The 22,425-nt window shown below is 70.8% G+C and carries 21 protein-coding genes, 1 rRNA gene and 1 pseudogene; 8 read left to right on the forward strand and 15 right to left on the reverse strand.

The window, feature by feature from the left end; all coding sequences use genetic code 11:
- Positions 1-205: 205 nt before the first annotated feature.
- The 4 genes and pseudogenes from ACSNN8_RS00900 to tyrS all read right to left on the reverse strand — a co-directional run bounded on the left by ACSNN8_RS00900 (position 206) and on the right by tyrS (position 4,628).
- A 16S ribosomal RNA gene (locus ACSNN8_RS00900) occupies positions 206-1,749 on the reverse strand.
- A gap of 120 nt (positions 1,750-1,869) precedes the next feature.
- A complete protein-coding gene (locus ACSNN8_RS00905) occupies positions 1,870-2,826 on the reverse strand; it encodes a transposase (protein ID WP_436646214.1) in 957 nt (318 codons plus the stop codon).
- Between the two features lie 247 nt (positions 2,827-3,073).
- Positions 3,074-3,172, reverse strand: a pseudogene (locus ACSNN8_RS00910) (IS5 family transposase); the annotation flags it as partial.
- Between the two features lie 148 nt (positions 3,173-3,320).
- Positions 3,321-4,628 (reverse strand): tyrosine--tRNA ligase, encoded by a 1,308-nt coding sequence (tyrS, locus tag ACSNN8_RS00915; protein WP_436646216.1) that lies wholly within the window; start codon positions 4,626-4,628, stop codon positions 3,321-3,323.
- 9 nt (positions 4,629-4,637) lie between these two features.
- On the opposite strand from tyrS, the gene ACSNN8_RS00920 reads away from it, so the two are divergent.
- Positions 4,638-5,387 carry a polyphosphate kinase 2 family protein gene (locus tag ACSNN8_RS00920; RefSeq protein ID WP_436646218.1) on the forward strand — a complete coding sequence of 250 codons (750 nt, stop codon included), beginning with the start codon at positions 4,638-4,640 and terminating at the stop codon, positions 5,385-5,387.
- Here the strand turns inward: ACSNN8_RS00920 and ACSNN8_RS00925 are convergent.
- The 4 genes from ACSNN8_RS00925 to ACSNN8_RS00940 are packed head-to-tail and all read right to left on the reverse strand — an operon-like array spanning position 5,384 to position 8,016.
- A complete protein-coding gene (locus ACSNN8_RS00925; RefSeq protein WP_436646219.1) occupies positions 5,384-6,037 on the reverse strand; it encodes an adenylate kinase family protein in 654 nt (217 codons plus the stop codon). The two genes, ACSNN8_RS00920 and ACSNN8_RS00925, sit on opposite strands and share 4 nt — an antisense overlap.
- Before the next feature lie 10 nt (positions 6,038-6,047).
- Positions 6,048-6,650, reverse strand: coding sequence for a hypothetical protein (locus ACSNN8_RS00930; protein WP_436646221.1), 603 nt, complete (start codon positions 6,648-6,650; stop codon positions 6,048-6,050).
- A 51-nt stretch (positions 6,651-6,701) separates the two neighbouring features.
- Positions 6,702-7,184 carry a type II toxin-antitoxin system PemK/MazF family toxin gene (locus tag ACSNN8_RS00935; protein WP_436646222.1) on the reverse strand — a complete coding sequence of 161 codons (483 nt, stop codon included), beginning with the start codon at positions 7,182-7,184 and terminating at the stop codon, positions 6,702-6,704.
- Between the two features lie 46 nt (positions 7,185-7,230).
- A complete protein-coding gene (locus tag ACSNN8_RS00940; protein ID WP_436649352.1) occupies positions 7,231-8,016 on the reverse strand; it encodes a CAP domain-containing protein in 786 nt (261 codons plus the stop codon).
- 180 nt (positions 8,017-8,196) lie between these two features.
- Between ACSNN8_RS00940 and ACSNN8_RS00945 the strand changes: the two genes are divergently transcribed.
- Complete coding sequence (locus ACSNN8_RS00945) at positions 8,197-8,988, forward strand: SAM-dependent methyltransferase (RefSeq protein WP_436646223.1); 792 nt, start codon at positions 8,197-8,199, stop codon at positions 8,986-8,988.
- On the opposite strand, the gene ACSNN8_RS00950 is transcribed toward ACSNN8_RS00945, so the two are convergent.
- Positions 8,985-9,755: a hypothetical protein gene (locus tag ACSNN8_RS00950; protein ID WP_436646225.1), complete on the reverse strand. Its 771-nt coding sequence runs from the start codon at positions 9,753-9,755 to the stop codon at positions 8,985-8,987. The two genes, ACSNN8_RS00945 and ACSNN8_RS00950, sit on opposite strands and share 4 nt — an antisense overlap.
- A 64-nt stretch (positions 9,756-9,819) precedes the next feature.
- Here ACSNN8_RS00950 and ACSNN8_RS00955 point away from each other — a divergent pair, with 64 nt between their 5' ends.
- Both ACSNN8_RS00955 and ACSNN8_RS00960 read left to right on the forward strand, forming a co-directional pair.
- Positions 9,820-10,434 carry a DNA-3-methyladenine glycosylase gene (locus tag ACSNN8_RS00955; protein ID WP_436646227.1) on the forward strand — a complete coding sequence of 205 codons (615 nt, stop codon included), beginning with the start codon at positions 9,820-9,822 and terminating at the stop codon, positions 10,432-10,434.
- A 68-nt stretch (positions 10,435-10,502) separates the two neighbouring features.
- Complete coding sequence (locus ACSNN8_RS00960; RefSeq protein ID WP_436646228.1) at positions 10,503-11,057, forward strand: hypothetical protein; 555 nt, start codon at positions 10,503-10,505, stop codon at positions 11,055-11,057.
- Between the two features lie 213 nt (positions 11,058-11,270).
- Here ACSNN8_RS00960 and ACSNN8_RS00965 read toward each other — a convergent pair whose 3' ends face one another.
- Entirely contained in the window at positions 11,271-13,256 is a 1,986-nt protein-coding gene (locus tag ACSNN8_RS00965) for an ATP-binding protein (protein WP_436646230.1), read from the reverse strand.
- 131 nt (positions 13,257-13,387) lie between these two features.
- Here ACSNN8_RS00965 and ACSNN8_RS00970 point away from each other — a divergent pair, with 131 nt between their 5' ends.
- From ACSNN8_RS00970 to ACSNN8_RS00985, 4 genes are all read left to right on the forward strand, one after another.
- Positions 13,388-14,917, forward strand: a complete 1,530-nt coding sequence (locus ACSNN8_RS00970) for an MDR family MFS transporter (RefSeq protein ID WP_436646232.1) — start codon at positions 13,388-13,390, stop codon at positions 14,915-14,917.
- Between the two features lie 989 nt (positions 14,918-15,906).
- Positions 15,907-16,263: a PadR family transcriptional regulator gene (locus ACSNN8_RS00975; protein ID WP_436646233.1), complete on the forward strand. Its 357-nt coding sequence runs from the start codon at positions 15,907-15,909 to the stop codon at positions 16,261-16,263.
- Positions 16,260-17,231: a permease prefix domain 1-containing protein gene (locus ACSNN8_RS00980; RefSeq protein WP_436646234.1), complete on the forward strand. Its 972-nt coding sequence runs from the start codon at positions 16,260-16,262 to the stop codon at positions 17,229-17,231. The genes ACSNN8_RS00975 and ACSNN8_RS00980 overlap by 4 nt, the downstream gene beginning before the upstream one ends.
- A 73-nt stretch (positions 17,232-17,304) precedes the next feature.
- Complete coding sequence (locus ACSNN8_RS00985) at positions 17,305-17,847, forward strand: GNAT family N-acetyltransferase (protein ID WP_436646236.1); 543 nt, start codon at positions 17,305-17,307, stop codon at positions 17,845-17,847.
- Positions 17,848-17,981: 134 nt separating this feature from the next.
- Here the strand turns inward: ACSNN8_RS00985 and ACSNN8_RS00990 are convergent, their stop codons facing one another.
- From ACSNN8_RS00990 to ACSNN8_RS01010, 5 genes are all read right to left on the reverse strand, one after another.
- Positions 17,982-19,487 (reverse strand): MFS transporter, encoded by a 1,506-nt coding sequence (locus ACSNN8_RS00990; RefSeq protein ID WP_436646238.1) that lies wholly within the window; start codon positions 19,485-19,487, stop codon positions 17,982-17,984.
- A gap of 85 nt (positions 19,488-19,572) precedes the next feature.
- Positions 19,573-20,175, reverse strand: a complete 603-nt coding sequence (locus tag ACSNN8_RS00995; protein WP_436646239.1) for a TetR/AcrR family transcriptional regulator — start codon at positions 20,173-20,175, stop codon at positions 19,573-19,575.
- A 213-nt stretch (positions 20,176-20,388) separates the two neighbouring features.
- Positions 20,389-20,802 (reverse strand): CBS domain-containing protein, encoded by a 414-nt coding sequence (locus ACSNN8_RS01000; protein WP_436646241.1) that lies wholly within the window; start codon positions 20,800-20,802, stop codon positions 20,389-20,391.
- A 47-nt stretch (positions 20,803-20,849) separates the two neighbouring features.
- A complete protein-coding gene (locus ACSNN8_RS01005) occupies positions 20,850-21,683 on the reverse strand; it encodes an NAD(P)H-hydrate dehydratase (protein WP_436646242.1) in 834 nt (277 codons plus the stop codon).
- Positions 21,667-22,383, reverse strand: coding sequence for a histidine phosphatase family protein (locus ACSNN8_RS01010; protein ID WP_436646244.1), 717 nt, complete (start codon positions 22,381-22,383; stop codon positions 21,667-21,669). Before ACSNN8_RS01010 ends, ACSNN8_RS01005 begins: the two co-directional genes overlap by 17 nt.
- Positions 22,384-22,425 lie beyond the last annotated feature (42 nt).

A 22,425-nucleotide genomic window follows, 5' to 3' on the forward strand; every position in this document is an offset into this window, starting at 1 on the left:
GTTCTTTCAGATACCCAACAGGGTGCTATCTCTTGTCGCCAGGTCCCAGCCGCACCAGCTCGTGTTCCACACCCCGAAGGGTTGTACTAGCGATGCCGGCCGTTGCCGGATCCTGACTGGCCAGTGTCTCCGCCTTTGAGCTCCTCGACCTGACATTCGCAGGTCGCAGGCTCCTTGCCACCTTTCGGTGGAAGGTGCTCCTTAGAAAGGAGGTGATCCAGCCGCACCTTCCGGTACGGCTACCTTGTTACGACTTCGTCCCAATCGCCAGCCCCACCTTCGACGGCTCCCTCCCTTGCGGGTTAGGCCACCGACTTCGGGTGTTACAGACTTTCGTGACGTGACGGGCGGTGTGTACAAGGCCCGGGAACGTATTCACCGCGGCGTTGCTGATCTGCGATTACTAGCGATTCCGACTTCACGCAGTCGAGTTGCAGACTCCGATCCGAACTGAGAACAGCTTTGTGCGATTGGCTTCCCCTCGCGGTTTCGCTACCCTTTGTTCTGTCCATTGTAGCATGTGTGTAGCCCAGGTCATAAGGGGCATGATGATTTGACGTCATCCCCACCTTCCTCCGGTTTGTCCCCGGCAGTCTACCTTAGAGTGCCCGACTTAACGCTGGCAACTTAGAACAAGGGTTGCGCTCGTTGCGGGACTTAACCCAACATCTCACGACACGAGCTGACGACAACCATGCACCACCTGTCACTCGCCCCCGAAGGGGACCTCCTATCTCTAGGATTGTCGAGGATGTCAAGACCTGGTAAGGTTCTTCGCGTTGCTTCGAATTAAACCACATGCTCCACCGCTTGTGCGGGCCCCCGTCAATTCCTTTGAGTTTCAGTCTTGCGACCGTACTCCCCAGGCGGAGTGCTTAATGCGTTAGCTGCGGCACTAAGGGGCGGAAAGGCCCCCTAACACTTAGCACTCATCGTTTACGGCGTGGACTACCAGGGTATCTAATCCTGTTCGCTCCCCACGCTTTCGCTCCTCAGCGTCAGTTACAGACCAGAGAGTCGCCTTCGCCACTGGTGTTCCTCCACATCTCTACGCATTTCACCGCTACACGTGGAATTCCACTCTCCTCTTCTGCACTCAAGTTCCCCAGTTTCCAATGACCGGCTCCCCGGTTGAGCCGGGGGCTTTCACATCAGACTTAAGAAACCGCCTGCGAGCCCTTTACGCCCAATAATTCCGGACAACGCTTGCCACCTACGTATTACCGCGGCTGCTGGCACGTAGTTAGCCGTGGCTTTCTGGTTAGGTACCGTCAAGGTACCGTCTACTTGAACGGTACTTGTTCTTCCCTAACAACAGAGCTTTACGATCCGAAAACCTTCATCACTCACGCGGCGTTGCTCCGTCAGACTTTCGTCCATTGCGGAAGATTCCCTACTGCTGCCTCCCGTAGGAGTCTGGGCCGTGTCTCAGTCCCAGTGTGGCCGATCACCCTCTCAGGTCGGCTACGCATCGTTGCCTTGGTGAGCCGTTACCTCACCAACTAGCTAATGCGCCGCGGGTCCATCGTGGTAGCCGAAGCCACCTTTTATATTTGAACCATGCGGTTCAAAGAAGCTATCCGGTATTAGCCCCGGTTTCCCGGAGTTATCCCAAAGCTTACAGGCAGGTTACCCACGTGTTACTCACCCGTTCGCCGCTCGAGCACCCCGAAGGCCTGTCCGCTCGACTTGCATGTATTAGGCACGCCGCCAGCGTTCGTCCTGAGCCAGGATCAAACTCTCCAACAAAAACTTGTTGAACAATCGTCCCGGCAACAAAAAGTTGCCAAAGGAATCCAGCTCATCCCGAAGGACAAGCCAGGGGTAAATCATTCTTGGCACTGGCTTATCAAGCACCCTGTTGAGTTCTCAAAGAACAACCACACCCGGCCAACCGCTCCGGGGCACTCGCTCAACTTTACTCGGGCTTTTCCTTCTCGTCAAACCCCGGTAATCAACCGGAAATTCGCGATCCGAATCTGTCCGAGCCCGCAGAAATGTACACCAGCTTTCGCCGGAGCAATTCCTCGGGGTTCCTCCAGGACGGCCGCGCCGGGCCTCCGAAGAGTCCCGCTCGCTCGCCCGTCTCCCTGGCGGCTCGGTAAACATTACAGGTCGCCGTGGCGGGCGCCAAATCGGCCCCCTGCGAGCCGCGTCACAAGGGTCCGCACACCGGGCCGCGCACTGGGTCGCACACGTGGCCCGCCCTCCCAGGGGGCCCCCGCTGGTCAGTGTGGCGGAAGGAGGCGATCTCTGCTGAGGGGCTGTGGACAGCGGCGGAATGTGGACAGCGGCGGAATGTGGACGAGCGGGGTCGGGGCCCGTCCAGGCCGAGTTTCGTAGGGCTCGAAGCCACTGGTTGATGGCGGCGATGGTGAGGCCGGCTTCGTAGCGGGCGGCGAGTTCGTCGTACCTGGTGGCCATGGCGCGGTGTTGTTCGAGCTGGTTGATGCCGCACTCCACGGCGTGGCGCAGGCGGTAGGCCTCGGCCTCGAGGGCGGGCGTCCGCCCTTCGACCCTTTGGCCTTGCGCTGGGCGCGGGATGCATGCGCGGATGCCACATGAGCGCAGGTGGGGTCGGTCGGCCTTAGACGTGTATGCCCTGTCGGCCAGGACCATGTCCGGTCGCGTCCGGGGCCGGCCGACACCGATGCGAGCGACGCGGAGTTTGGTCAGCACCGTGATGAACTGCGGGCTCCAACCGCGCCGGGCGGCGGTCACCACCACAGCCATCAGTTTGCGGACTTGCTCGCAGGCCGGATGGGTCTTGGTGGTCCGGCCGCCCCGCGAACGCACGAGTCCGTGATCGGCCGGCTTGGCCTGCACCCCACCGGGCGGGTCTTTCTGCGCGTGACCGTCGCGCCGGGCGCCGGCCGCGTGCTGATGAGCGCGGCTGGATGGTCGAATCGACGCTGACCGTCCAGCCGATCAGCCCGGCCGCATCCGCTCGGGCCCGCAACGAGGCTAGGAAGAACTCAGACGCCGTCACGCTGCCGGCGGCGGAACCGATACAAGGTTTGCCAGGGCGGATACACCTCGGGACGTCGCGCCGGGGTGAGCCGGTGCGGACCCGCCACCGGATCCCGTCGACGATCATTCTGACGGTCCATCTGCGTGGCCGATCACGACCCTTCCCCGCGGGCAGCAACGGCTCGAGAACCGCCCACAGCACGGGGTGAAGTCGTGTCGCTTTGCTGCCGCTACGCGCGGCACGAGGTCTCCGGTGTGAAGTTCTGGCTTGGTCGCTGAACCAACCACCGGAGACCTCTTCAGTTATCGATCACCGCCATGCCGCGACATCGACGCCTCTGAAAAACGGCCTAGGCGGAATACTCGACGCCGGCGAAGGTGCGCTTGCCGCGGCGCAGGACGAGGAAACGACCGTGCAGGAGGGAGGTGGGTGCGGGGACGGCCTCGCCGTCGGTGATGCGCTCGTTGTTCACGTAGGCGCCGCCTTCGGTGATCGTGCGGCGGGCCTCGTTGGCGCTGGCCACCAGGCCGGACTCGCGGAGCAGGGTCGCGTAGGTGGGCATCTCACCCCGTACGGCGAGAAGTCCTGCCTCTCCGAGAGCGGCACGCAGCGTCTCGGGAGAGAGGTCGTCGAGCGAACCGCGCCCGAACAGGGCCTGGCTGGCCATGACCGCCTGCTCGGCCTCGGCGGGGCCGTGCACGAGCGCGGTGATCTCGGAGGCCAGCGCGCGCTGGGCGAGCCGGGCCTGGGGACGGTCGGCGGTCGCCTTCTCGAGCTCCTCGAGCTCCTCGCGGCTCTTGAAGCTGAAGAACCGCAGGTAGTTGTTGACGTCGCGGTCGTCCGCGTTGATCCAGAACTGGTAGAACGCGTACGGGCTGGTCATCTCGGGGTCGAGCCAGACCGCGCCGCCCTCGCTCTTGCCGAACTTGGTGCCGTCGGCCTTGAGCACGAGCGGGGTGGTGAAGGCGTGCACGGGGCCGGCCCCGCGGCGGCGCACGAAGTCGACGCCGGCGGTGATGTTGCCCCACTGGTCGGAGCCGCCGAACTGCAGCGCGCAGCCGTGCCGCACGTGCAGCTGGTAGAAGTCGTTGGCCTGCAGCAGCTGGTAGCTGAACTCGGTGAAGCTGATGCCGCTCTCGAGCCGGTTGCGCACCACGTCGCGGGCGAGCATCTTGTTGACCGGGAAGTGCTTGCCGACGTCGCGCAGGAACTCGACGACCGAGGTGGGGCCGGTCCAGTCGAGGTTGTTGACCAGCGTCGCCGCGTTGTCACCCTCGTACGTCATGAAGGGCGCGAGCTGGGCGCGGATGCGCTCGACCCAGCCCTCGACCACCTCGGGCGAGTTCAGGATCCGCTCGGCGGACTCGCGCGGGTCGCCGATCTGCCCGGTGGCACCGCCGACCAGCAGCAGCGGACGGTGCCCGGCCTGCTGGAGCCGGCGCGCGGTCACGACCTGCATGAGGTTGCCGACGTGCAGCGACGCGGCGGTGGGGTCGAAGCCCACATAGAACGTGATCGGCCCGCCGGTGAGCGCCTCGGCCAGCGCGGCCGGGTCGGTCGAGTCCTGGATCAGTCCACGCCATGTCAGGTCGTCTACGAGAGTCACCCGGGAATTGTCCCGCACGCCCCGATCGCAAGGACACCGGGTTTCGGCCATGCTGTACGGATGAGTCGCCTGGGCAGCGGGGATCCGCCGATCGACATCTCGAAGAAGAAGGCTGTGGCCCGTCTCGAGGAGGCACAGCAGCGGCTGCTGCGGCTGCGCCTGATCCTCGGCGGGCAGATCGGCACGAAGGAGATCGGCCCGCCGCTGTGCTGCGTGTTCGAGGGCTGGGACGCCTCGGGCAAGGGCGGCGCGATCAAACGGCTGGTCAACCCGCTCGACCCGCGGCACGTCCGCGTCTCGCAGTTCGCCGCGCCGACGTACGACGAGAAGCGCCACCACTTCCTGTGGCGGTTCTGGCCGAAGCTGCCCGGCTGGGGCGGCATGGCGGTGTTCGACCGGTCCTGGTACGGGCGGGTGCTGGTCGAGCGGGTCGAGGGCTTCGCGAGCAAGGACCAGTGGTCGCGGGCGTACAACGAGATCGTCGAGTTCGAGCGGACGCTCGTGCACGAGGGCATGATCATGGTCAAGTTCTGGATGCACGTGTCCGAGGACGAGCAGCTGCGCCGCTTCGAGGACCGGGCGGGTGACCCGCTGCGGCAGTGGAAGCTGACCGACGAGGACTGGCGCAACCGCGAGAAGCGGCCCGCGTACGAGGCGGCGGTCGAGGAGATGCTCGAGCGCTGCGACCCGACGTGGGCGCCGTGGCACGTGATCCCCGGCAACAACAAGCACTACGCGCGGTTCGCCGTGGTGGAGGCGGTCTGCGACGCGATCGAGGCCGAGCTGCACAAGCGCGGCATCGAGTTCTAGGCGGCCGGCTTCCAGGGCGGCAGGCCGAGCGAGTCGCGGATGGCCTGCTGCACCTGGTCGGAGCCCGGGCTCGCGTCGATGTCGTGGACGACCTCCTTGCGCCCGAACAGGTCGAGCACCGGGCGGGTCTTCTCGTGGTAGTCGCGCAGCCGGGCGTCGAGCGCCTCGGGGGTGTCGTCGGCGCGGGTGATCAGCTGGTGGCCGCAGATGTCGCAGCGGCCCTCGACCTCGGGCCGGTCGGCGATCAGGTTGTAGTCCATGCCGCAGTTGGGGCACAGCCGCCGGCTGAGCACGCGGCGGCGCACCTCGTCCTCGGCCAGCTCGAGGTGGATGACCGCGTCGATGTCGTAGCTCTCCATGAAGAACTCGGCCTGCCGGCCGTTGCGTGGGAAGCCGTCGATGACGAACCCGTAGTTCCAGTCGTGCCGGTCGAGCCGTTCCCGGACGACCGACTCGACCAGGTCATCGCCGACCAGCTCGCCGGCGGCCATGGTGCGGCGCACCTGAGCGCCGAGCTTGGTGTGGCTCTGCACGTTCCAGCGGAAGATGTCGCCGACGGAGATGTGCACCAGGTCCAGGTCCTTGCAGAGCAGCTCGCTCTGCGTGCCCTTGCCGCTGCCCTGCACTCCCATGATGACGAACTTGCGCATGGTGACCCTCTCAGTCGGCCGCGCCTATCCGCAGCGGTCCCGGCGCCGGGCGCCCGGTCAGGGTGGTGGGGTCGATGCTCCAGGCGCCCGCCACGGCGAGCACGTCCTTCTCGCCCACCAGGACGGTTGTCTCCTCCTGCAGCACGCCGGGCAGGCCGGCGTCGCGTTCGGCCGGGTCGGGCTCGCCGTGCCACGACGTGACCTCGCCGGTCTGACCCACATACCCGAACGCGCGCACGAGCTCACCTCGGACCGCGCGCTGCCAGCGGTGCAGCTCGGTGACCCGGTGGGTGGCGAACAGCTGCACCTCGGTGCCGAGTTCGGCGGAGAGCCCGGCGACCTCGACCGGCGTGCCGGGCCGCATCAGCCAGCGGCCGGTGGCGAGCACCCACAGCTGGTCGCGCGCGCCGGGCAGCGGCGGCGAGACGGCGAGCCGGTCGTCGGTCAGGTGGGCCAGGTCGATGCCGTCGCGCCACGGCACCTCGCCGAGGTCGCGCAGGCCCAGCGCGGCGAGCAGGCTCTGCGGATCGACGTCCGGGCCGTCCCGGCCGTCGGCACGGACGGCGAGCCAGGCCTGCTTGCCGCCGAAACCGACCATTACGTCCTTATCCATGCCCCCACGCTATCCGGCCGGCACGCCGGTCCGTCCACCGAAGGCGCGAGCTCAGCGCCAGCCGTACTCCTGGCGGAGCCGAGCGGCGACCTCGTCGAAGCGGGCGCGGTCGAGGATCGCGCCCTCGCGCCGGATGCCGTCGGCGTCGACCTCGATCACCCGGTCCAGCCGGATCCAGCTCGGGCGGGCCTCGCGGTCCCAGTCCCCCGGGCCGAGCGCCAGCCAGTTGTGCTGCCCGTCGCGCTCGCTCTGCGAGGAGAGCATCAGCGTGAGCACGTCGCGGCCGTCGCGGCCGACCACGAGCACCGGGCGGTCCTTGCCCTGCGAGGGGTCGTCCTCGTACGGCACCCAGGTCCACACGATCTCGCCGGGGTCGGCGTCGCCGTCGCGGTCGGGGGCGTACTCGATGTGGCGGCCACGCTCGTGGGTGGGCACATGGCGCGGGCGCGGGGCCGCCTGCGGGGCGCGAGGCGCCGGCACGGCGGAGACACGTGCCGTCACACGGCGGAGGAGGTTCTTGAGAATCTTGACCACGGCTGCACTCTAGGCCGCCCGCGGCGGCCCGGCCCGGTGGCGGTCGTCAGTTGACGAAGTCCTGGGTCATCCAGGTGACGCCCTTGCTGTCGCGGACGATGCTCAGGCCGATGCGCTTGAGGCCCGGGTTGAGCAGGTTCTTGCGGTGCCCGTCGTTCGGGGGCGTCTCGGCCAGCATGCTGTCGGTGAGGCCGTTGGCCGCCTGCACCTTCGCGGCGTCGCTGGAGCCGCTCGAGCCGTAGCCGATGTTCTCGGCGGCGGCCGACCACTTGACGCCCTGCGCGCTGAAACGGTCGCCGATGCCGCCCTCGCCCGGGCACTGGTGGGACAGGCCGCAGCCGTCGATCATCAGCTGGGTGTGGATGGCGGCCGCCCGGGACAGGTCGGCGTCGAGGCTGAGCGTGCCCAGGCCCTCGTCCTTGCGGGCGGCGTTGATGTGCGCGAGGACCTGCTCGGCGACCGAGCCGCTGGTCTGCGGCGCGCTGGTGCTGGGCTTCTTGGTCTTCTTCTTCGTCGGCGTGGGCCGCGGCGAGGTCGTCTGCGTCTTCTTGCGCGCGGGGGCGGTGGTGGCCGGCGCCTTGGTCGTGGGCTTGACCGACGGGGACGCGGAGGCCGACGGGGACGGCGGCAGGGTGGGCGGCGCCGACGTGTCGGCCAGGGGCGCCGCCGGGGTGCCGGGGTCGGCGGCGAGCGGCTGCTCGGCGCCGGTGGTGACCGTGGTGGTCTCGGCGTCGGCGTCCTTGGTGAGCCCGGCGAAGGTGAAGCCGCCTCCGATCACCACGGCGGTGGCGCCGGCCACCAGGGTGTAGCGGAAACGGGCGGCAGCGGACATCGACACGGGAAAGGCACCTCGGGGATCGGTGGGGACAGCGCGACCCCACTATGCGGGTCACCCGGGGCTTGATCCGCCCGGCTAAGAAGTCCTTAAGGTTCGGGACACCGAGATCTAAAGATCGACGCCGCTGCGGGTGAGCGGCCGGCCGCCGCCGATGATCCAATTAGGATGGCCGCCATGACCGACAGGTTCGACACCGGCGTGGCCCACCCGGCCCGGCGCTACAACTACTGGCTGGGCGGCAAGGACAACTTCGCCGCCGATCGCGAGTCCGGCGACCTGCTCGCCAAGTCGTACCCGGCGGCCCGCATCGCGGCCCGGGCGAACCGCGCCTTCCTGCGGCGGGCCGTGCGCTACGTGGCGGCCGAGGCGGGCGTACGCCAGTTCCTCGACATCGGCACCGGCCTGCCCACCGCCGACAACACCCACGAGGTCGCGCAGCGCATCGCGCCGGAGTCACGGATCGTGTACGTCGACAACGACCCGATGGTCATGGTGCACGCCCGGGCGCTGCTCACCAGCACCCCCGAGGGCGCGACCCGCTACCTCGAGCAGGACCTGCGCGACCCGGCCCGCATCCTGGCCACGGCCGAGATCCTCGACTTCGCCCAGCCGGTCGCGCTGATCCTGGTCGCGGTCGTGCACTTCCTGCCCGAGCAGGAGCAGGCGCAGCGGATCGTGCGGACGCTGGTCGACGCGCTGCCCTCCGGCAGCCACCTGGTCATGTCGATGGCGACCACCGACCTGCTGACGCCCGAGCTCAAGGCGGCGTGGGACGAGTCGCTGCGGACCGGCCGCTCCGACGTGCATCCGCGAACCCGGGAGCAGTTCGCGTCGTTCTTCGACGGCCTCGAGCTCGTCGAGCCGGGGATCGCGCCGGTCGGCGACTGGCGGCCCGACCCGGACGCCGAGGAGCGCCCCAGCCCGGTCGAGGCGTCGATCTTCGGGGCCGTGGGGCGCAAGCCCTAGACGGGTGCGCCGACCCTGGCGAGGGTCTCGCGGGCCGTGGCGACCAGCTCCCTGGAGTGGGCGCAGGCGGCCCTAGCCCGGTCGAGGTTCGCCTGATGGCGGTGGGGCTGCGGCGGGGGCGCCTCGGCGATCGGCGGCGGCGCGGGGCGTGGGCGGCTGCCGCTGCTGCGGCGCTCGATGCCGTACTCGACGAGCAGCTCGCGGACGGCCTCGGCGCTGACCCCGGCCCGCTCGGCGATGCGCGGGCAGCTGAGGCCCTCGTCCTGGTAGAGCCGCAGCAGCGTCTCGCGGGTCAACCGGCGGCGCAGCCGCGGCGCGGGGCCGGGCCGGCCGGTCGACAGCTTGTAGTGCGCGAGGCGGTAGCGCACCTGGCGCGCGGTGGTGCCGGTCAGCGCGGCCACCTGCGCCGCGGTGAAGCCCTCCCGGACGACCCAGTCGCGCAGCAGCCGCTCGGGCAGCGGGTCCTCCGGGGAGCCGATCACGAAGTAGCTGCGGTCGGGCACGAGCACGGCGGCGGTCACCAGCCGCTCGCGGACGCCGTCGGCCGCGACACCGGTCTCGATCGCGATGCGCGAGGCCAGCATGCCCGCCCGCCAGAACCCGATCAGGCGATCCTGCGGCACGAACGGGGCACCCGCGACGATGCCGTAGCGGCGCAGCCAGCCGTAGCCCGCGGCGCGGCTCAGACCCAGCCGGGCGCCGACCCCGGAGGCCGGGACGCCATCGCGCAGCACCCACTGCTGCAGCCGGTCGGGATCGGGTCGCATGCCTCGCCTCGTCGCTTACGTTCCCCACCATCATGGCGCTTCGCGGGTGTGCTTGGGTGTCCCTGTGGACAGTTCGTGGCTCGATCTTCCGGCGAGCGAGGTGGACGAGGCCGCGCGGCAACTGCTCGGGCGGCGGCTCACCGCGCACGGCGTCACCGTCCGGCTGACCGAGGTCGAGGCGTACAGCGGTCTCGGCGAGGACCCGGCGTCGCACGCGCACCGCGGGATGACCAGCCGCAACGCCGTCATGTTCGGTCCCGCCGGGCGGCTGTACGTCTATCAGATCTACGGCATGCACTTCTGCGCGAACATCGTCTGCGGCGAAGAGGGCCGCGCCGCGGCGGTGCTGCTGCGCGCGGGCGAGGTGGTCGAGGGCCTCCCGTACGCCCGGGAGCGCCGGCCCGCCGCGCGCAAGGACACGGATCTGGCCGCCGGGCCCGCGAAGCTCATGCAGGTGCTGGCGCTCGACCGCAGCGCGAACGGGACGTCGGTGATCGACGGGACCGGGCCGCTGACCCTCACCGACGGTCCCGCGGACCCCTTCGTCGTCGAGGCCGGGCCGCGGGTCGGCGTGACCGCCGCGCACGACGTCGCCTGGCGCTTCTGGATCAAGGGCGACCCGACCGTGAGCGCCTACCGCCGGCACGCCCCGCGCGCCCGCCGTCCGCAAGTGTCGTAGGGCGACGGCAGGGCGCTCCGGCTGATTCGGCCACGCTGAGGCGCGTGGGCCGCTAGCGTCCATTTCTGATGATTCCGCAGCGGTGGTTGATCGTGTGCAGCGCGATGAGCTCCGCCGGCCTGCTGTGGTCGGCCGCGCTCATCGGTGGGCTGCTGGCAGGCGTACGGCTGGTGCCGACCGCGGCGGCCGTGGCGGTGGCCGCGGCGCTGACCGTGCCGGGCGTGATCGCCGGGGTGATCGGCAACCGGTGGTACTACCGCACCACGCGCCCGCGCAGCCCGTGGAGCCTGACCTCGTGGGTGCCGCCGCACGTGCCGCACTGGGCGGGCATGCTCGCCGGGGTGCTGTTCTTCGCGTTCTGGCTCGCCGTGGTGGTGGCCTTCGCGGGCCTCGACGGCAGCCCCGAGCTGCGCGACGGCCAGTACGTGCTGACCGACAACGGCCGCACGACCGTCGTCACCGAGTCGGACCACACGCGCCAGGACCACCTGCAGCAGCAGATCTCGCTGGGCGTGCTCGGGGCGCTGGCGGTCGGGGCCACCTTCATGACCGGGGCCGTCCTGACCCACCACGCCGCCCCGCAGCCCACCGAGACGCAGTCCGCCGGTCGGCCCCTCGCCTGAGCGATTCATACCTGCTCGCGGCGGGCCGGCTCGGCGATCGAGAGCGGCCCGGCGCGGTCGAGGTGGCCGAGGACGGCGGCTCGGTGGGCGGGCATCCGGCCGTGTGCCCGCACCCGCCGCACGAAGTCGCCGACGGCAGCGCGCAGGTCTTCGGCCAGCTCGAGGTCGCTCGCCGGCAGAACATACAGCTCCGCCGCGGGGCGTCGTCGCGGCTCAGTCGCGGGTGCGGGGCAGGCGGACGATGACCGTGGTGCCGGTGAGCTGGTTGGACTCCAGCGTGATCGTGCCGTGGTGGCGTTCCACGACCACGCGGCAGAGGGCCAGGCCCAGGCCGGCGCCGGGGATGCCGGTGTGGCGGGCGTTGCCGCCGCGGTAGAGACGGCGGAACAGGCGGGGCTGCTCGGCGGACGCGACGCCGGGGCCGTTGTCGGCGACGGTCAGCACGGCGGCCTCGCCCTGGTCGTCGGCGAGCGACACGGTGACCGTGGAGTCGGCGCGGCTGAACTTGACGGCGTTCTCGAGCAGCGCGTCGGCGACCTGGCGCAGGCGCTCGGCGTCGCCGGGGACGACCAGCTCGCCGGGCAGCGTGGCGTGCACGGTGATCCCGCGGCCGGCGGCGCGGCGCGTCACGGCGTCGACCGCGGCGGTGACGACCCCGGTCAGGTCGACCGGGCCGGTGGCGAGCTGGGCGTGGCCCGACTCGAGAGCCGCCAGGTCCAGCAGCTTCTCGACGAGGTCGCGCAGGCGCGCGTTGTTGCGCTGCACCACCTCGAGCAGCTCGCGGACCTCCCCCAGGCGTGCCTCGTCGGGGGACTCGGCGATCAGGTCGACGTACGCCCCGATCGAGGTCAGCGGCGTGCGCAGCTCGTGGCCCACGAGCGCGATGTACTCGTCGGTGGCGGCGGCCAGGTGCAGCGCGAGCACCTCGGCGCGGCGCTGCTCGAGGAACGCGCCGATCAGGCTCGCCAGGCCGGTCAGCAGCACACCGAGCGCGGGGTCGGGCTCCTGCCGGTCGTACGCGAAGAAGGTCAGCACGCCGACGACGCGGTCCCCGCTGCGCACCGGCACGGCGCCGGCCGCCCGGTAGTCGCTGCCCTCGACGATGCCGGGCAGCACCGGCGAGTCGGCGGCCCGCAGGTCGGGCACCCAGATCAGGTCGGCGCGCTGCCAGCACGACCCGGCCAGGCCGGCGCCGCGGGCCATGCTGACGGGCACGGGCAGGGAGCGCTCGTTCGGGGCGGTGTGGACGCCGGCCGGGCGCAGCAGGTCGGTCACCTCGTCGACCAGCCACAACCGCAGGTACGGCCAGCCCAGCGCGACGCCGATCGCCTCGAGGATCCGGTCGGTGGCGTCGGCGGCGTGCGGATGGTCGGCGATGACCTTCAGCACCTCGTTCTCGCAGTGCTGGAACTGCCGGGTGCGGTGCAGGCCGGTCACGTCGTGGATCGCGGTCACCGCCCCGGTCACCGCGCCCGACTCGTCGCGCACCGGGCGGGCGTTCACCGAGAACCACCGCGGGCGGCCCAGGTCGTCGTGGGCGAGCAGCTCGGACTGCTGCACCTCCTGACCGGCCAGCGCACGGGAGATCGCGAGCTCGTGCGTACGCAAGGGGGTGCCGTCCGGGTGGAGCAGGACGAACTTGTGCGTGGCGTCGGCCACCGGGACGTCCCGGATGCCCGCGCCGATGAACTCGTGCATCTTGCGGTTGGCCAGCACCACGCGCCCCGAGGCGTCACAGGCCGCCACCCCGCTGTCCAGGCAGTCCAGCAGCGCCTCGAGGAGGGCGGGGTTGTTCGCCGGCGGCGTGCCGATCGGCTCCGGTTCGACGGTGGGCTCGGCCGTGCCCAGGTGCGCGCGCAGCGCCTCGCTCAGCTCGGGGACGCCGAACGGCTTGCCGATCACCGCGAGCGCGCCCGTCCCGGTCAGCCGCGGGTCGCCCGGCAGCAGGTACGCCGTGACCAGCACGACCCGGGTGCCGGCAATCTCGGGGTCGTGCCGGATCGCCGCGCACAACTCCAGCCCGTCCAGGTGCGGCATGTCGACGTCGGCCACGACCAGCGAGGGCCGGTGCTCGGCGATGGCCTTGAGCGCCGCCCGTCCGTCCCCGGTCACCACGACCTCGTGCCCGAGCCGCCGGACCACCTCAGCGATCACTCGCTGGTGGTCAGGGTTGTCCTCGGCCACCACCACACATGCCACCCGGCCAGGCTAGGACGGTCGTGCGGTCGGCCGAGCCGGATCGCCCGATCATCCGCCGTACGGGGGTGATGTCCGACTCTTCTCGGCCGCTGCGCCGGGCTGAAGACGGATTCCGGGGGTAGGTGAACAGGGTGCCGGAGAACAATGTCGGACTGCGGTCCGAGCGCGGGCCCGTCCTCGCCGCCGTGATGCTGTCCACCGCGTTGATCGCGATCGACTCGACGATCATCGCGACCGCGGTGCCCTCGATCGTGAAGGACATCGGCGGCTTCACCGAGTTCCCGTGGCTGTTCTCGGTCTATCTGCTCGCCCAGGCCGTCTCGGTGCCGATCTACGGCAAGCTCAACGACCTGTTCGGCCGCAAGCCGGTCATCCTGTGGGGCATCGGGCTGTTCCTGCTCGGCTCGGTGCTGTGCGGCCTCGCGTGGAACATGCTGGCGCTGATCATCTTCCGGGTGGTGCAGGGCCTGGGCGCCGGGGCGATCGCGCCGACCACCATCACGATCGTGGGCGACCTCTACTCGGTGCGCGAGCGCTCCAAGGTGCAGGGGTACGTCGCCAGCGTCTGGGGCGTCTCGTCGGTGGTCGGCCCGACGCTGGGCGGCGTGTTCAGCGAGTGGGCGGACTGGCGCTGGATCTTCCTGATCAACGTCCCGCTCTGCCTGTTCGCCGGCGCGATGATCCTGACCAAGTTCACCGAACGGATGGACCGGGGCCGGCCCGCCATCGACTACCGCGGGGCGGCGCTGCTCACCGTGGGGCTCACGCTGGTGATCCTGGGCGTGCTCGAGGGCGGCCAGGCGTGGGCGTGGGACTCCCCCGTCAGCCTGATCGTGCTCGCCGGCGGGCTGGCGCTGCTCGTGCTGTTCGGCCTCGCCGAGCGCCGCGCCGCCGCCCCCGTGCTGCCGCTGTGGGTGTTCCGGCGCCGGCTGCTGGTGACCAGCGGTCAGCTCGCCGTGGGCGTCGGCGCCATCCTGCTCGGGCTCAGCTCGTACGTGCCGATCTACGTCCAGGACGTGCTCGGGTACGGGCCGCTGGTCGCCGGCTTCGCGCTGGCCGCGCTGACCCTGGGCTGGCCGATCTCCGCCAGCCAGGCCGGACGGGTCTACCTGCGGTACGGGTTCCGGATGTGCGCGCTGGCCGGCACCACGCTCGTGCTCTTCGGCTCCGCGCTGCTGTTGCTGCTCGACGAGGGCTCGTCGGTGTACGCCGTCGGGGCGTACTGCCTGATCATCGGCCTGGGCATGGGCCTGACCGCGGCGCCCACGCTGATCGCCGCCCAGTCCAGCGTCGGCTGGTCCGAGCGCGGCGTCGTGACCGCCAACAACATCTTCCTGCGGTCGCTGGGCAGCGCCCTCGGCGCGGCCGTCTTCGGCGCCATCGCCAACGCCATCGTGGGCGGCGGGGACCGGGTGGATCCGGCCAAGCTGACCGACGCCGTCCAGCGCATCTTCCTCGGCCTGCTGCTGGTGGCCGCCGTGATGGTGGTGCTGGCTGCGCTGATCCCGAAGTCCGCGGACGCCGTCACCCACGATGCATCCGCCTCTGAGGACGGCCCGGACCGTGGCTCCGATGACGGCTCCGGCGGTGGCTCCGATGACGGCTCTGGCGGTGGCTCCGGCGCGGCGGAGAAGGCGGGGGCCGCCGAGCCGGCCTCCTGAGGCGTCGGCCTGTTCGACTTTCGCTTCTGGTCATGGTCTTAAGTCCGCCCTCCTTGTCATGTCGCGGGTCCTCCTCACCTCAAGGACGTCCGTAAGGACGTGCGTCTCCTTCGTCATGGCCGCAGGTGCGCCGCCTCAGCAGCTCGCTCAGCGATGCATGCTGCACCGCAGGGTTGGTGCGGGAGGTGCTCTGTGGGGCTAAAGATCGCCTGACGGCGGTCGCCAGTGGAAGGGGTTGGCTACCGAGGCATCGACGCCATAACGCAATGCATGCTGCACCGCTCACCGCGCGGGCGAGAGAGCCTGCGGAGCGGTCGGGCTGACGGCGGTGAGCTATCGGGCGGTGGGCTGAAAGTGGGAGGCTGACAGGTGATCGGCGCGGTAGCGACACACCGCCGGGACGTCCAATCGCATCACGCGAATGCATGCTGCACCAGCCGAACGCGCTGTGGAGGGTTGGCGGCGATGGGCTGACCGCGGCAGGGGCGACCACGGCGGTCGGCCGCGACGGGCGATGCGGCGGGGCCACCACGGCGGGCGACCACGGCGGGCGACGCGGCGGGGCCACCACGGCGGGCGACCACGGCGGGGCCACCACGGCTGGGCCACGGCGGGGCGACCGCGGCGGGCTGACCACGGCGGGATGGCCCTGCTGGGCTGACCCGGTGGACTAACGGCGGTGGGCTCATGGGCGGTGGCGTGACAGGCGATCGGCGGCGGTAGCGACACGCCGCCGGGGCGAGACCATCCCGCGGATGCATGCTGCACCGCGCTGGTGAAACGCCGGAGGTTAGCGGTGGCGAGGCCTGGCTGGGCGGCCGCTCAAGCGTGCCGCCGGCAAAGGAGCTGCGCCGCGGGACGGCGACGGTGAATTGAGGGCGGCCGGACGGCCATGACGAAGTAGGGGTGGGGTCGCCTCGACAATGCTCGTGTGCGCACCTTGGTGTAGGACGTTGCTATAGTGTGTGAGACACAGTATGGTGTTGAGCATGACAACGGACGCGACACTGGCTAGCCACCTGCAGGAGCTGCGGCGCGGCACGGTGGTGGTGGCGAGCCTCACGGTGCTGCGGACGCCGGGCTACGGCTACTCGCTGCTCGAGACGTTGAGCGAGGCCGGCTTCGAGGTCGAGGCCAACACGCTCTACCCGCTGCTGCGCCGGCTCGAGACGCAGGGGCTGCTGACCAGCGCGTGGAACACCGACGAGGCGCGGCCGCGGAAGTTCTACACCACCACCGAGCAGGGCAACGCGGTCGCGGACGCCCTGCGCACCGAATGGGCGCGCCTCGACGACGCCATCAACGACCTCTCCACCCCCACCACCCCCGCCAAGGAGTCGAAATGAACGCCGACCTCGTCGACCGCTACGTCTACACCGCCCTGCGCCGCGTGCCGGAGCAGCAGCGCTCCGACATCGACCGCGAGCTGCGCGCCTCCATCGAGGATGCGGTGGACGCCCGCATCGAGGCGGGTGAGGACCGCGACGAGGCGGTCGAGCACACGCTGCTGGAGCTGGGCGACCCGGACCGCCTCGCGGACAGCTACGCGAACAGACCCAACTTCCTGATCGGCCCGGAGATGTACGGGTTGTGGCGGCGAGCCATGGTCATGCTGTTCACGACCGTGCTGCCGATCATCGTGGTGGTGGCCGCGGTCATCCAGATCGCCTCGGGCGACGGGGTCGGCGCGGTGATCGGGTCGGCGATCAGCACGATCATCACCGTGGGCGCGCACATGGCGTTCTGGACCACCGGGGCGTTCGCCGTCATCGAGCGCACCGGCCTGGCCAAGGACGAGCTGAAGCACGACTGGACGCCGGCCGACCTGCCCAAGTACGAGCGGGGCGCGCTCACCCGGGTGCAGCTCGCGGCCAACCTGCTCTGGCCCGTCCTGCTGATCACGGCGCTGGTCCTGCAGCAGTTCGCGTTCACCGACGTGCCGCTGCTCGACCCGGCGAACTGGTCCACCTGGTGGCCCGTGCTGATCGCGATGTTCGTCCTCAAGGGCTTCTGGTCGGTCTGGGTCTACCGCCAGGGCAGCTGGACCCGCCCGATCGCGGCCGTGAACGCCGTGCTGAACGTCGTCACCGGCGGCATCATCGTCTACCTGCTGGTGAACGGGCACTTCTTCAACCCGGCGTTCGACGGCCTCGACGACGCCGACGTGCAGGGCTGGATCTCGCTGGTGATCGCCGCCTCGGTGGCCCTGAGCCTCGCGTGGGACGCCATCGACATCGCCCGCAAGGCGGAGCAGGCGCGCAAGGGCCTGCCGAGCAAGGTCTACGGCAGCGGCAACCCGTACGGCATCGGCTGAACGCACCGCACCGCACACAGAGGACGCGCCCCGGGGCGCGTCCTCTGTCGCGTGCCCGCACTAGGTTGGCCGCATGCCGGAGCTGCTCGCGCCCACAACCCGCCTGCACGCCGCGTTCCTGGAGTGCCGCGACGAGTGGGGTCCCGGCGTGCACGAGGACGGCTTCGGCCTGCGGGCCGGGGACGACGTGGACTCGCCCGAGGGTTTCGCCGTCTGGGTGCGCGAGCGGGTGGGGCCGCCGCATCCGGCCGGCACGCCCTGCCCGGCCGGGCGGCACACCTCGTACCGCTGGATCGTGGAGGACGGCCGCGTGCTCGGCGGGATCGCGCTCCGGCACCAGGCCGACGACCGCTTCGGACACATCGGGTACGGCGTACGGCCGTCCGCGCGCCGCCGGGGTCTGGCGGGCTGGGCGCTGGGCGCGATCCTCGACGAGGCGCGGGCGGTGCTCGGCGCGGACCGGGTGCTCGTCTGCTGCGTCGCGGACAACGTCGCGTCGGCCCGCACGATCGAGCGCAACGGCGGCGTCCTCGACTGCGTCCGGGAAACGGAGAACGGGCCGGTCCGGCGCTATTGGATAGCGCTGACCCGGCCCGCCGGCGCCGCCGGGAGGTGAGGCCGCAGGCGCCGCCGAGAGCTGAGCCCCGACCGCGCCGCCGGGAGCTGAGCTCTGACGGCGCCGGCGGGAAGTGCGCTGACAGCGCCGCCGGGAGGTGAGGCCCGACGGCGCCGACGCAAGCGGAGGGGCGGTCAGACCGCCACGGGGACTCCGGAGTTCGAGGACGCCTCTTCGCGGCCCGCCCGCACCAGGACGACGGCCACCAGGGCGGCCAGGCCGATCAGGGCGGCGCTCACCCAGAACGCCACGGTGTAGCTGTGGACGGTGGCGACCGCCTGGAGGGCGGGGAGCTGGTCGGGGCTGGTGGCCTCGCCGCGGTGGTCGGTCAGGTAGCCGGCCACGGCCGAGGTGAAGATGGTGTTCAGCAGCGCGGTGCCCAGCGAGCCGCCGATCTGCTGGGTGGTGTTGATCAGGGCGCTGGCCACGCCGGCGTCGTGGTCGGCCACGCCGACCAGGGCCGTGTTGGACATCGGGCCGAACGTGACGCCCATGCCGAAGCTGAGCACGAGCTCGGCCGGCAGCACGTGCGACCAGAAGCTGGTGTCCACGCCGATGCGGGTCAGCATCACCATGCCGGCCGCGGCCAGCAGCAGACCGCCGAACATGAGGACCCGCGGACCGAACCGGGTCTGCACCTGGGCCGAGAAGCCCGCGCCGGCGATGATGCCGAACGTGAACGGCAGGAACGCCACACCGCTCATCAGCGCCGAGTAGCCGAGGGTCTGCTGCAGGTAGAAGGTGAGGAACAGGAACGTGCCGAACAGTCCGACGCCGATCAGCAGCGAGGCGATGAACGCTCCCCCGCGGTTGCGGTCGAGGATGACGCGCATCGGCAGCAGCGGGTGCGAGCTGCGCAGCTCGATCACCACGAACGCGACCAGCAGCAGCGCGGCGGCGACCAGCCAGCCGACGGTGACGGCCGAGCCCCAGCCGTCCTCGCTGGCCTTCGTGAAGCCGTACACCAGGGCGACGAGGCCGACCGTGGACGTGAGGGCGCCGGGCAGGTCGTAGCGGGTGTTGCCCTCGGCGCGGCTCTCGCCGACGAACCGCACGGCGGCGAGCGCGGCGACGATCGCGATCGGGGCGCTGACGAGCAGCGTCCAGCGCCAGGAGGCGTACTCGGTGAGAACTCCGCCCATCAGCAGACCGACGGCACCGCCGCCGCCCGCGATGGCGCCGTACACGCCGAAGGCCCTGGCCCTTTCCCGGGCCTCGGTGAACGTGACGGTGAGCAGCGAGAGCGCGGCCGGGGCCATGAGCGCGCCGAACGCGCCCTGCAGCGCGCGGGCCGCGAACAGCGTGCCGGCGTTGGTGGCCAGGCCGCCCAGCGCGGACGCGGCGGCGAAGCCCAGCAGGCCGATGATGAACGCCCGCTTGCGGCCGGTGAAGTCGGCGATCCGGCCGCCGAGCAGCAGCAGGCCGCCGAAGGCCAGGGTGTACGCGGTGATCATCCACTGCCGGTCGGCGTCGCTGATGTGCAGCGCGGTCTGCGCGGTCGGCAGCGCGATGTTGACGATCGTGGCGTCCAGGACGATCAGGAGCTGCGACACCGCGATGACGGTGAGCGCCAGCCACCGCGATGGTGACTTGGGCGATATATCCGGCGCAGCGGCGGCGTCGGAAGTCGTGACGGACATGGAACGTCCCCCTTGGAGGCATGCGGAGATCCACCCTCGTCGGCGACGGGGTGTCGGTGTGCGGGAGCGTGGCCGGGTGCGGCCTTTACGAACGGGTCAGCAGGGGCAGGATGATGTCGTCGACGAGGTGGTCGAGGAAGGCCTGGTCGAGCGGCTCTCCGAGGGCGAACCGCCGCATGAAGAGCAGGGCCGGGACGATCTCGTCGATCAACCGGGCGTCGTAGCCGGGGCGCAGCTCGCCACGGGCCTCCGCCCGCGCGCAGATGGTCTCCGCGAGCGGGATCTTGGAGTCACGCATCTGGCGCAGCTGCGTGGCGAGCTCCGGGTCGGTGTGCAGGGCCATGAACAGGCCGGCGAGGATCGGACCCTCCTCGCTGCCGATCATGCAGGCCATGTCGCAGAACCAGGCCACCAGGTCGCCGCGGAGCGACCCGGTGTCCGGCAGCGGCGCGTCGGCCGCCTTGCACGTCCGGACGGCGTCGGTGACCAGCTCGGCCTTGGTGGGCCAGTGCCGGTACAGCGTCGCCTTGCTCGCCTGGGCCCGGGCGGCCACCGCGTCCACCCGCAACCCTTGGTAGCCCGTCTCGCCGAGCAGGTCGTAGGCGGCGCGCAGGATCGCCTGCTCACGCTCGCCGCCGAGCCTGCGGGAACGACCGGGCTGCGAGGCGGTTCGCGCCTGCTCAGCCATGGTGATCCCCCGTCCTGGATGCTCTGCGAAACGAAACTGTTTCGTACACTACGCCTCCCACGCCGCACAATCGATCTCCACCAGCGATTGTGACCGAGCCGACTGTCCCCGGCCGAACGCAAAACAGCGAGGCGGTCGTGCCATCAGGGGCACGACCGCCTCGTGGGAGCCGTTCGGCCAACCGGCCGACCGGCCTTTCTCAGAGGGTGGCGATCACTCGCTGATCGCGTCGATCAGGTCGCCGACCGGGCGGTCCGGCAGCGCGCGGGCCACGTCGGCGACGGCCACGATGCCGACCAGCCGGTGGCCGTCGATCACCGGGAGGCGGCGCACCTTGTGCTGGGCCATGGTGCGCAGGATCTCGTCCGTGTCGTCGTCGGCGCCGATGGTCACCGGCTTGCCCTGCGCGAACTCGGACACGGTGCTCGACGAGGCGTCGCGGCCCTGGGCCAGCGCCTTCACGACGATGTCGCGGTCGGTCAGCATGCCCTTGAGCCGGTTGTCCTCGCCGCAGATCGGCAGCGAGCCCACGCCGAGGTCGGCCATCTTGCGGGCGGCGTCGGCGAGGGTCTCCTTCTCGCCCACGCAGGTCGCGTCGGGAGTCATGATTTCGCGTGCGGTGGTCACGGGGGTCTCCCTTCCGTATCGAGGGTGCTCTTCCTCCCGTACCCGCCTCACACCGTTGCAATCGTGTGCGCGACCTCGTCCACCAACTCGCGGGCGAGGAACCCGGTGCGCCCGTGCCGCAGCGCCAGCCGCTGGCCGCTCACCGCGTGGGCGTAAGCGCCCCAGCAGGCGGCCTGCGCCGGTTCGGCGCCGCGGGCGAGCAGCCCGGCGACGATCCCCGCACGGGCGTCGCCGCTGCCCGAGGTGCCCAGCCCGGCGTCGCCGCTCTCCTCCACCCAGGCCCGGCCGTCGGGCGTGGCGATGTGCCCGTAGAGCGACACCACAGCGTTGTGCCGCTCGGCCAGCTCGGCGGAGGCGGCGGCCAGGTCGTCGCCCGGGTCGCGGCCGAGCAGGTGCTGCGCCTCCACCACGTTGGGGGTGAGCACCGTGCGCCGCTGGCGCAGCAGCCCGGCGTCCTTGCTGAGCGCCCCCAGGGCGTACGCGTCGAGCACCACCCCGGTGTCGGGGCCGGCCGCACCCAGCACGTCGCGCATCAGCGCGGTGGTCTCCTCGATGTCGTCCAGGCCGGGGCCGAGCGCGACCACGTCGGCGCCCTCGGCCAGCTTGCGCAGCTGGTCACCCTGGGACAGCCCGACCACCTTGGCCTCGGGCACCGCGATGCTCAGCTGCACCGCCGTCTCCTCGGCCACGGCAAGCTGCAGGCGGCCCGCGCCGGCGCGCAGCGCGGCCTCCCCGGCCAGCAGCACCGCGCCGGGCGTGAACTTGGAGCCACCCACGACCAGCACCGTGCCGCGGGCCTCCTTGCTGCCCTGCGGATCGGGCAGCGGCCACTCGCGCAGCACCTTGAGGGTGATGACCCGTTCCTCAAACCGGTTCGTCATCGACGTCCTCCTGCCTGGTCGGGACGGTGTCCTCGGCGTGCAGATGCTCGACGGAGTTGAACAGCTCGGGGCGCAGCCGGCCGCCCTCGTCGCGCCAGGTGCTGATCGAGCAGTTCGCCACGGTGGTGCGGTGCGCGATCTCCATGAGCTCGGCCTCGCCGAGCCCCTCGGCAAGGTAGCGCACCAGCAGCACGATCGCCTCGTGCCCGAACAGCACCACCCGGCCGCCGGGGTGGTCCTCGCGCAGCTCGCGCAGCAGCGCCCGCAGCCGCAGCAGCACGTCGGCCCAGGACTCGCCGCCCGGCGGGCGGTAGTAGAACTTGCCGTGCCGGGCGCGCCGGGCCGCCTCGCCGGGCAGCCGCTGCTGCACGCCGTACGCGGTGAGCAGGTCGAGGATGCCCAGCTCGCGGTCGCGCAGGCGCTCGTCGACCACCATCGGCACGTCGAGGCCCGCGAGCGCCAGCTCGGCGGTCTGCCGGGTGCGCAGGTACGGCGACACGACGGCCACCGTGGGGCGCGCGTCGGCCAGGAAGGTTCCGACCGCCTTGGCCTGTTCACGGCCCAGGTCGGACAGGGGCACGTCGGCGTCCCGCTCCGGAATGTCGATCTCCTCGACGCCCGCGGTCTCGGCGTCCTGCGCGGTGACGTTCCCGGTGCTCTGGCCGTGCCGGACCACGGCGAGCCACTGCAGCTGTTCCATGTCCCGCCGTTTACCCCACCCGGGCGCGGATCACCCCTGCCG

The organism is Actinoplanes sp. URMC 104, assembly GCF_051386375.1.
GTDB lineage: Bacteria > Actinomycetota > Actinomycetes > Mycobacteriales > Micromonosporaceae > Actinoplanes.

Excerpts from the sequence above, each read along its gene's own strand:
- ACSNN8_RS00940 (WP_436649352.1), bottom strand. The coding sequence starts at position 8,016 with ATGTCCGCTGCCGCCCGTTTCCGCTACACCCTGGTGGCCGGCGCCACC.
- ACSNN8_RS00975 (WP_436646233.1), top strand. The coding sequence starts at position 15,907 with ATGACAACGGACGCGACACTGGCTAGCCACCTGCAGGAGCTGCGGCGC.
- ACSNN8_RS01005 (WP_436646242.1), bottom strand. The coding sequence starts at position 21,683 with ATGACGAACCGGTTTGAGGAACGGGTCATCACCCTCAAGGTGCTGCGC.
- ACSNN8_RS00950 (WP_436646225.1), bottom strand. The coding sequence starts at position 9,755 with ATGCGACCCGATCCCGACCGGCTGCAGCAGTGGGTGCTGCGCGATGGC.
- ACSNN8_RS01010 (WP_436646244.1), bottom strand. The coding sequence starts at position 22,383 with ATGGAACAGCTGCAGTGGCTCGCCGTGGTCCGGCACGGCCAGAGCACC.
- ACSNN8_RS00985 (WP_436646236.1), top strand. The coding sequence starts at position 17,305 with ATGCCGGAGCTGCTCGCGCCCACAACCCGCCTGCACGCCGCGTTCCTG.
- ACSNN8_RS00960 (WP_436646228.1), top strand. The coding sequence starts at position 10,503 with ATGATTCCGCAGCGGTGGTTGATCGTGTGCAGCGCGATGAGCTCCGCC.
- ACSNN8_RS00920 (WP_436646218.1), top strand. The coding sequence starts at position 4,638 with ATGAGTCGCCTGGGCAGCGGGGATCCGCCGATCGACATCTCGAAGAAG.
- ACSNN8_RS00990 (WP_436646238.1), bottom strand. The coding sequence starts at position 19,487 with ATGTCCGTCACGACTTCCGACGCCGCCGCTGCGCCGGATATATCGCCC.
- tyrS (WP_436646216.1), bottom strand. The coding sequence starts at position 4,628 with ATGGCCGAAACCCGGTGTCCTTGCGATCGGGGCGTGCGGGACAATTCC.
- ACSNN8_RS00995 (WP_436646239.1), bottom strand. The coding sequence starts at position 20,175 with ATGGCTGAGCAGGCGCGAACCGCCTCGCAGCCCGGTCGTTCCCGCAGG.
- ACSNN8_RS00930 (WP_436646221.1), bottom strand. The coding sequence starts at position 6,650 with ATGGATAAGGACGTAATGGTCGGTTTCGGCGGCAAGCAGGCCTGGCTC.
- ACSNN8_RS00925 (WP_436646219.1), bottom strand. The coding sequence starts at position 6,037 with ATGCGCAAGTTCGTCATCATGGGAGTGCAGGGCAGCGGCAAGGGCACG.
- ACSNN8_RS00980 (WP_436646234.1), top strand. The coding sequence starts at position 16,260 with ATGAACGCCGACCTCGTCGACCGCTACGTCTACACCGCCCTGCGCCGC.
- ACSNN8_RS00945 (WP_436646223.1), top strand. The coding sequence starts at position 8,197 with ATGACCGACAGGTTCGACACCGGCGTGGCCCACCCGGCCCGGCGCTAC.